This is a genomic window from Streptococcus sp. 27098_8_12 (genome assembly GCF_041432115.1).
Taxonomy (GTDB): domain Bacteria; phylum Bacillota; class Bacilli; order Lactobacillales; family Streptococcaceae; genus Streptococcus; species Streptococcus parasanguinis_V.
Map to the genome: position 1 here is coordinate 86,344 of NZ_JAPVZA010000009.1, position 7,657 is coordinate 94,000.

Sequence of the window (7,657 nt, forward strand, 5' to 3'; positions counted from 1 at the left end):
TACAAAAAAAAGAAAGTTTTTGAAAGCCCTTTCTATTGTTTTCCTCTCTCGCCAGAAACTTTATTTTTGTGTATAATGAAAGGGATGACACTAAAAGAAAACATTATCCAACTGGCGCATTCTATTGGGATATCAAAAATTGGATTTACAACTGCTGATGACTTCGCTTATTTGGAAAAATCGCTCCGCTTGACCGTTGAGGAAGGACGGAATTCTGGATTCGAGCATAAGAATATCGAAGAGCGCATCCACCCCAAATTAAGTCTCTCCTCCGCCAAGACCATCATCTCAATCGCTGTCGCCTACCCCCACAAACTCAAGCAACAACCTCAAAAAACAGCCTATAAAAGAGGAAAATTCACCCCCAACAGCTGGGGATTAGACTACCATTATGTCCTTCAAGACAAGCTCAACCGCTTAGCTGCTGGGATTGAAGAAATGACGCAGGATTTTGAATACAAGGGCATGGTCGATACTGGAGCACTGGTTGATACGGCTGTCGCCCAACGAGCAGGGATTGGCTTTATCGGAAAAAACGGCTTGGTCATTTCAAAAGAATACGGTTCTTACATGTTTCTGGGGGAATTGATTACCAACCTCGAAATCGAACCAGATCAGCCAGTCGACTATGGTTGTGGAGACTGTCGACGTTGTTTGGATGCTTGTCCAACCTCCTGTTTAATCGGGGATGGCTCTATGAATGCCAGACGCTGTCTGTCCTTCCAAACCCAGGACAAGGGCATGATGGACCTAGAATTTCGCAAGAAAATTAAAACGGTCATCTATGGATGTGATATCTGTCAGATTAGTTGTCCTTATAACAAAGGGCTAGATAATCCCTTGGCAACAGAAATCGATCCTGATCTGGCTCATCCAGAGTTGATTCCTTTTATCGAGCTGTCCAATGGACAATTTAAGGAAAAATTCGGACATGTTGCTGGAAGTTGGCGAGGCAAGAACATCCTCCAGCGCAATGCCATTATTGCATTAGCCAATGCCAATGACCGCTCAGCCATCCCTAAGCTCCTGAACATCATCGAAACTTCACAAAATCAGATTCATATTGCAACGGCTATCTGGTCCTTAGGGCAACTGCTTCGTGAAGTCACACCAGACCTTGTTGAGCTCTTACGGAATATCAAACATCCGACCGATGCTATCATAGAAGAACGAACTGCTTTCTTTGAAAAATTCGGCATTCAAGCAGATTCACAGCTACAATGAAAAAATACTAAGGCTTTGAACCTTAGTGTTTTTTTAGTTCCTTCAAGAAATACCAACTTCCCATTTCTACTTGGTTAAAGCTAATCTCACTTGAATAGACTTCCTTGTAACCATTTTTCGTGTAAAAATAGACATTTCCTTTGGTATTGGTATAAAAGGCTAGTTTTTCCCCTTTGATCTCTTCCAAGAAAGGCTCAATTCCTTCTGTCATAAAGCGACTGCCATAGCCCTGCCGTTGGTGTTTAGGGGCGACTGCGAGAAGCATCAAATACCAATCAAAGTCTACATTTTGCTCCAATTCCTTATCCGTGTCCTCCATAAATTTAAAGTAGGCCAACATATTTTTCAAGGAAATAAACTTGAGCAAACCAAATCCCCCATTTAAGAGATAGGCCCGAAAAGGAATCGGTCCCTTTTGCAACAAGGCTACCGCATAAATTTCATCGTTTTTTTCTGCCACAAGGCAAATATGGTGCTTAAGAAAAACCTTCACCAAGATGCGCATCATTGCCTCAACAAAGGCTGGGTATTGCTTGGGATCCCGAACCAAATCCTTGATAACTTTTAAAAATAGATAGTCCTCAAAGGCTGTACTGGCTACTCGAACCACCTGATCCAGATCTGCTTTTTCTGCTTTTCTGTACTTCATCTTCTCTCCTATTCTAAGTCCACTTTCCAGTATACACTATCCCTCGCTCTTAGACAAAGGTCAATTTTCAGCAATTTGTTCATTCAAACCAGCAAAAAGAGTCCTCCCCAAACGAGTCCCAGCCCCCAAGCGACGAGAACATCCTTGGGATAATGAACCCCTCCAATAACTCGGACAAGGGCTAATAGAAGAGATAGGAGCATGGAGCACATTCCTAGCGGAAGCGACAACTGGCAGACACACATCGAGATAATGGTGGCCGAAAAAACATGTCGGCTAGGAAAGGAATGTCCGGATGAATTCTTTTCTAATAAGGGTTGAATCTCCCATTTCTCATAAGGTCTCGGAACATTGACCCAATGACGAAAGAGGCTAAACAAGACAAAACCCGAAGCAGGGATCCAGATAAAAGGCCAGATTTCTCCCATTGAAGTTTTCTTAAAAAACAGCCAACAAAAGACCAGGCCGTAGATACCTGGCATCACGAACGTCAAGATTCGATTCATCCTTTGAAGAACCTGCACACGATGTGGCTTTCTCGTAAAAGGCAGGGTTAGCCAACGATAAAATTTCGGATAATCTTGAAGATTGGGCTTCATGTTGGCACTCCTGTCTATCATCTCGTTTTTGTACTACTAGTATACGCGATCCTAAGAAAGCCTGTCAAGCCAGGCTTCTTTTTTATCTTTTCTTCCTTCTTTTTCACATGATTTAGCACTAAAATCTGATGATTTATCATTTTTCTGTCTCCAAGAAACGTCTTTTCCATTACTATTATCGATAAAAAAATGAAGCTGGGACAAAAGTCCTAGCCTCTTAATTTTTTTGGATTGTCGAGCAAGACGCAGTGGTTGAGTGGGCTCTACTACGCTGATTTCATCAGCTTTTACAGCCCTACTCAACTGTGCGGAAGTGGGACGACGAAATCGAATTCTAACGAATTACCGATTTCTGTCCCACTCTCATTTTTTCACTTTGTATGTTACGCCCTTTGTATCTTGTTGGAATTGCGACAGGACGAAGGTGGATCGATATTATCCACCTGAGGAGTTAGTGAGTCGTGTTGGCAAGGCACCATTGTGCTTTCCATTACACGAATTGAACACGCCCTAAATGCTGTGTGAAAAAGATAAATTCTCTTGTGAGCATGGCTCACTGCAAGAATTTCCTATTTTCACTGTGCATTTTACGGGCTTTGTATCTTGTTCTTACGCTACTTCTTCTGTGAATTGGCTATTATAGAGATCAGCATAGAAGCCATTTTGACTCATGAGTTCTTGGTGGTTGCCTTGCTCGATAATATTTCCATCTTTCATCACGAGAATCAGATCCGCATTACGGATAGTGGACAAGCGATGGGCAATGACAAAGGAAGTTCGGCCTTCCATGAGTTTGTCCATGGCTTTTTGAATCAACTCTTCTGTACGGGTATCGACAGATGAGGTTGCTTCATCCAAGATGAGGAGCGGGGCATCCTTCAAGAGGGCACGCGCAATGGTCAAAAGTTGCTTTTGACCAACGGACAAGGTCACTGAATCATCTAATACAGTATCATAGCCATTCGGCAAAGTCCGAATAAAGTGATGGACCCCAACCGCTCGGGTTGCCGCTTCGACCGCTTCATCTGAAATATTGGTTTGATTAAAGACTAAGTTTTCCCGGATAGTCCCTTCAAAGAGCCAGGTATCTTGTAAGACCATCGAAAAGGCATCATGAACTTCTTCTCGGCTCATGGCCTTAGTATCCACACCATCGATGGTAATTTTACCAGCTTGAATGTCGTAAAAACGCATCAAGAGATTGACCATAGTCGTCTTACCTGCACCTGTCGGACCAACAATGGCCACTTTTTGTCCAGGCTTCGCTTCAGCTGTAAAGTCATGGATAATAGTCTTGTCTGGTGAATAGCCAAAGCGAACATGCTCAAAGGTGACATGACCTTTTGGTGTTTCCAATTGACGTGTTTTTTGGGATTCCTCTTCCATTTCTTCTTCGTCTAAGAATTCAAAGACACGCCCCATAGCAGCACTGGCTGATTGCAATTGGGTAATTCCTTGGGCCATTTGACCAATTGGTTGGGTAAAGATGCGGACATAGGTCATAAAGGCCACAATGGTCCCGATGGTAATGTCTCCATTAATGGTGAGGACAGCCCCAACGATACAGACCATGACATAGCCGAAATTCCCTACAAACTGCATCAAGGGCATCATGATCCCAGAGAAGAATTGGGATTTCCACATGCTATGGTACAAATCTTGGTTGATGGCATCAAAATGATCTTTGGCCTGATGACGGCCATTATAGGAAATGACAACATTGTGGCCACTATAGATTTCTTCAACATAGCCTGAAACTTTGGCAAGATTATCTTGCTGCTGTTTAAACAAAGGCTGACTCTTGACCATAATAATGCTAGAAAGAGCAAAGCCACCAAAAACAGAAAGGATGGCGGTCAAAGCTAAATGCCAGTCCGTCTTAAACATCATAAAGATGGAGCCAATCAATAAGACAATAGAAGAGACCATTTGAACCAAGCTTTGGTTAAAGGATTGGGTCATCAAATCCACGTCATTGGTCACACGAGACAAGGTATCTCCTTGTTCATGGCTATCAAAATATTGGAGGGGCACGCGATTGATCTTCTCAGCAATGGCATTGCGCAAGCGTTCAGCGAAGCGCTGAATCATCGTTGAGATAATGAAACTACTGCTGTAGGACACCAGTGCTCCAACTCCATAAAGGATGGCTAAGGTCAGGGCAATCGAAGTGATCTTATCAATATCAATGGCGCCTCCCATCCCTTTTGTAATGGTATCTGTAATTTCTTTTAACTTATCCGGTCCAATAACCGTGATAATACTCGATACGATTGAAAAGAGGATAGCAACTAGGAAAAATAGGTGGAAGCCCTTCAAATAGGGAGAAAGTTGTCTCCAAAGGGACGAATCTTGTTTTGTTTTATGCATGTTCCAACTCCTCCTTAGACAATTGTGAATAGGCAATTTCTTGATAGACTTCATTAGTCGCAAGCAATTCTTTGTGGGTGCCTTGACCGACGACCTTCCCTTGATCCAAGACCAAAATCAAATCCGCATCCATAATGGTCGAAATCCGTTGGGCAACGATCAATTTGGTCGTATCTGCCAGCTCTTCTTTCAGGGCTTGGCGCAAGATACGATCCGTTTTGTAATCCAGGGCTGAGAAGGAATCATCAAAGATGAGGATCTCGGGCTTACGTGCCAGGGCACGCGCAATGGCCAAACGTTGACGTTGTCCTCCAGAGAAGTTGCTTCCTCCTTGCGCTACTTCTGTATCCAAGCCTTTTTCTTTTGCGGAAACAAACTCTTTGGCTTGGGCCAATTCAAGAGCTTTCCAGATGGCTTCATCCTCTAATTTTCCTTGACTACTTTCTCCAAATTCCATATTAGAGCGAATCGTGCCGCTAAAGAGCACAGCTTTTTGGGGGATATAGCCGACTTTATTATTCAATTCTTGGTGGCTATAATTCTTGACATTCACCCCATCCACTAAGATCTTTCCTTCTGTCGCATCGTAAAAACGTGGAATTAAGTTGACCAAAGTGGATTTACCAGAACCAGTCGACCCGATGAAGGCAACGGTTTGTCCCTTTTGGGCTGAGAAGGTCACATGCTCAATCACAGCACGAGAAGTCCGTCCATATCTAAAGGAAACATCTTGAAATTCTACTGTACCTGCTTGGTCTGATTTTTCTTTTGACTCACTTGGGAAGGCTACAGACGGTTCAAGAGCCAAGACCTGATCAATCCGTTTTGCGGATACCAAGGCACGAGGAAGAATAATCAAGATGGCCACCATCATCATAAAGCCAACGACAACCTGCATAGCGTAAGAAGAGAAGGTGATCATATCTGAGAAGACCTTGGTCCTATCCGCTAAGGCAGAACTCACCGCAAGCTTTGTAGGATTTGTTGGCATGGTGATATCATTGATCAAGTGCGCCCCAATCCAGTAGATAGCAAGGGTCAACCCACTTGATACCACTGTCATGACAGGGTTCATCAGAGACATCAAACGATAAACAAAGAGATTTAGACGGGTTAAGCCCTTGTTTTCAGCCTGGAATTTTTCATTTTGATAAGCTTCTGCATTGTAAGCACGAACGACCCGCACCCCAGTCAAACTCTCCCGTGTCGTCGCATTCAAGGCATCGGTCAAACCTTGAACCTTTTGCTGGCGAGGAAAGGCAATAAGAACCAGAACAGAGAGAAGAATCAAGACCATCAAGACCGCAATCCCAACAGAAGTTGTCCAGGCACTGCTCTTCCCCCAAATCTTGGTCAAAGCCCAAATCGCCATAATGGGACCACGCGTCACAACTTGCATCCCCATGACAATCATGATTTGCAATTGAGTCAAATCGTTGGTCGTCCGAGTCAAAAGAGAGGGAACGGAGAATTTCTTGATCTCGGCATCAGAGTAATCCATCACTTGATGGAAAATCTCTCCTCGAAGTCGCGTCGTAAAGCTGGCAGCGACTCTTGAAGCTAAAAAGCCCACAAAAACTGCCATCAAAAAGCTTCCAAAAGAGAAGAGCAACATCTTGCTTCCCGGATCCATAATATCAGAAACCTTGGTCCCATCCTTAGCTAAGAGGGTCGTGATATCAGATAAGTATTCAGGAGTCTTTAAATCCATCCAAACAGCCAGACAGATAAAGACCGTACTAAGGGCAATCATGCCCCATTCTTTGGCGGTTAAGCGCCGAAACATATTGATCATTCCTCGCTCCTTTTTTTCATATTCTCATAAAATTGATGCATGACCTTGAAAAAGGTGGACAATTCTTCTTCTGATACACCCGCTACTAGACTCTGCTCCACTTCCTCAAAGAATTGCTTCATGTCATTCAAATTGGCTTTCACACTGTCTGTTAGGTAGACATACTTGGCCCGTTTATCGGTCGGACTAGCCTCTAAATAAATAAACCCATTTTTCTCCATTCGCTTGATCAGGCTACTGGCCACGGATTTTGAGATATGAAGTTCCTGCTCAACATCCCGAATCAAGGTCACTTTTCCCTCTTTTTCACGATGAGATAAGAATCTCAATACCTGACCTTGGGGTCCTGCGCTAAATTCAAACCCACGCTTCTTAGCCTCTCTTTCCACCATGAGGTGAATGAGATGGCCAATTTTTTTTAATTCTTGTAATGGCTTTTCCATCATTCCTCCAAATAGTTCTCTTAAGAACCTTAAAGTTACTATGAGAACTATTTTAGCACAAAAAAGATCCCTGTCAAGAAAAAAGTTTCTATAAGAACTAAAAAAATGGAGCCCAATCGACTCCATTAATGACTTCTAGATAATAATGCCTTCTAGATGATCCATTTCGTGCTGACAGATCTGGGCTGGAAAACCTGACAACTGAATTGTTTTTGCTTTCCAATTCACATCTCGATAGGCCACTGAAATCTCCTCATAACGAGTGGTCGGCCGACTCCCCACCAAGGACAAGCATCCTTCTTCTGTTTGGTAAGGCTTTTTCTTTTCAAGGAGAACAGGATTAAACAGGACCAAATTTTCACTTCCCATTCGGATGATAATCGCCCGTTTTTTCACCCCGATCATATTAGCCGCTAAACCCACACACTCAAGGAGATGAGCATTTAAAGTGTCCTGCAAATCCAAAGCCAAGGTGCGATCCTCAGGTGTCGCTTCTTCTGACTTTTGACCCAAGAATAAGACATCTTTTACAATATTCTTTTTCATTCCTTCCTCACTTCTTGATAGGTAGACGAAA

Annotated in this window: 8 protein-coding genes; 1 reads left to right on the forward strand and 7 read right to left on the reverse strand. The window is 43.2% G+C overall.

The genetic code is table 11. The annotated features are described in order from the left end of the window. Window positions 1–84 precede the first annotated feature (84 nt). The gene (gene queG / locus O3629_RS05180) at window positions 85–1,224 is read left to right on the forward strand and encodes a tRNA epoxyqueuosine(34) reductase QueG (RefSeq protein ID WP_371608822.1); all 1,140 of its coding nucleotides are present in this window, start codon (window positions 85–87) and stop codon (window positions 1,222–1,224) included. A 22-nt stretch (window positions 1,225–1,246) separates the two neighbouring features. Here queG and O3629_RS05185 read toward each other — a convergent pair whose 3' ends face one another. The 7 genes from O3629_RS05185 to O3629_RS05215 form a co-directional block, all read right to left on the reverse strand. Next, window positions 1,247–1,873: a GNAT family N-acetyltransferase gene (locus O3629_RS05185; protein WP_003008580.1), complete on the reverse strand. Its 627-nt coding sequence runs from the start codon at window positions 1,871–1,873 to the stop codon at window positions 1,247–1,249. Window positions 1,874–1,956: 83 nt separating this feature from the next. Next, window positions 1,957–2,472 carry a phosphatase PAP2 family protein gene (locus O3629_RS05190; protein ID WP_371608823.1) on the reverse strand — a complete coding sequence of 172 codons (516 nt, stop codon included), beginning with the start codon at window positions 2,470–2,472 and terminating at the stop codon, window positions 1,957–1,959. A 51-nt stretch (window positions 2,473–2,523) separates the two neighbouring features. After that, a complete protein-coding gene (locus O3629_RS05195) occupies window positions 2,524–2,676 on the reverse strand; it encodes a hypothetical protein (protein ID WP_371608824.1) in 153 nt (50 codons plus the stop codon). Window positions 2,677–3,081: 405 nt separating this feature from the next. Then, complete coding sequence (locus O3629_RS05200) at window positions 3,082–4,842, reverse strand: ABC transporter ATP-binding protein (RefSeq protein ID WP_371608825.1); 1,761 nt, start codon at window positions 4,840–4,842, stop codon at window positions 3,082–3,084. Continuing rightward, a complete protein-coding gene (locus O3629_RS05205) occupies window positions 4,835–6,637 on the reverse strand; it encodes an ABC transporter ATP-binding protein (protein ID WP_371608826.1) in 1,803 nt (600 codons plus the stop codon). Before O3629_RS05205 ends, O3629_RS05200 begins: the two co-directional genes overlap by 8 nt. After that, complete coding sequence (locus tag O3629_RS05210; protein ID WP_070505237.1) at window positions 6,634–7,080, reverse strand: MarR family winged helix-turn-helix transcriptional regulator; 447 nt, start codon at window positions 7,078–7,080, stop codon at window positions 6,634–6,636. The genes O3629_RS05205 and O3629_RS05210 overlap by 4 nt, the downstream gene beginning before the upstream one ends. A gap of 135 nt (window positions 7,081–7,215) precedes the next feature. Then, entirely contained in the window at window positions 7,216–7,626 is a 411-nt protein-coding gene (locus O3629_RS05215) for a peptide deformylase (RefSeq protein WP_070505238.1), read from the reverse strand. Between the last annotated feature and the right edge of the window lie 31 nt (window positions 7,627–7,657).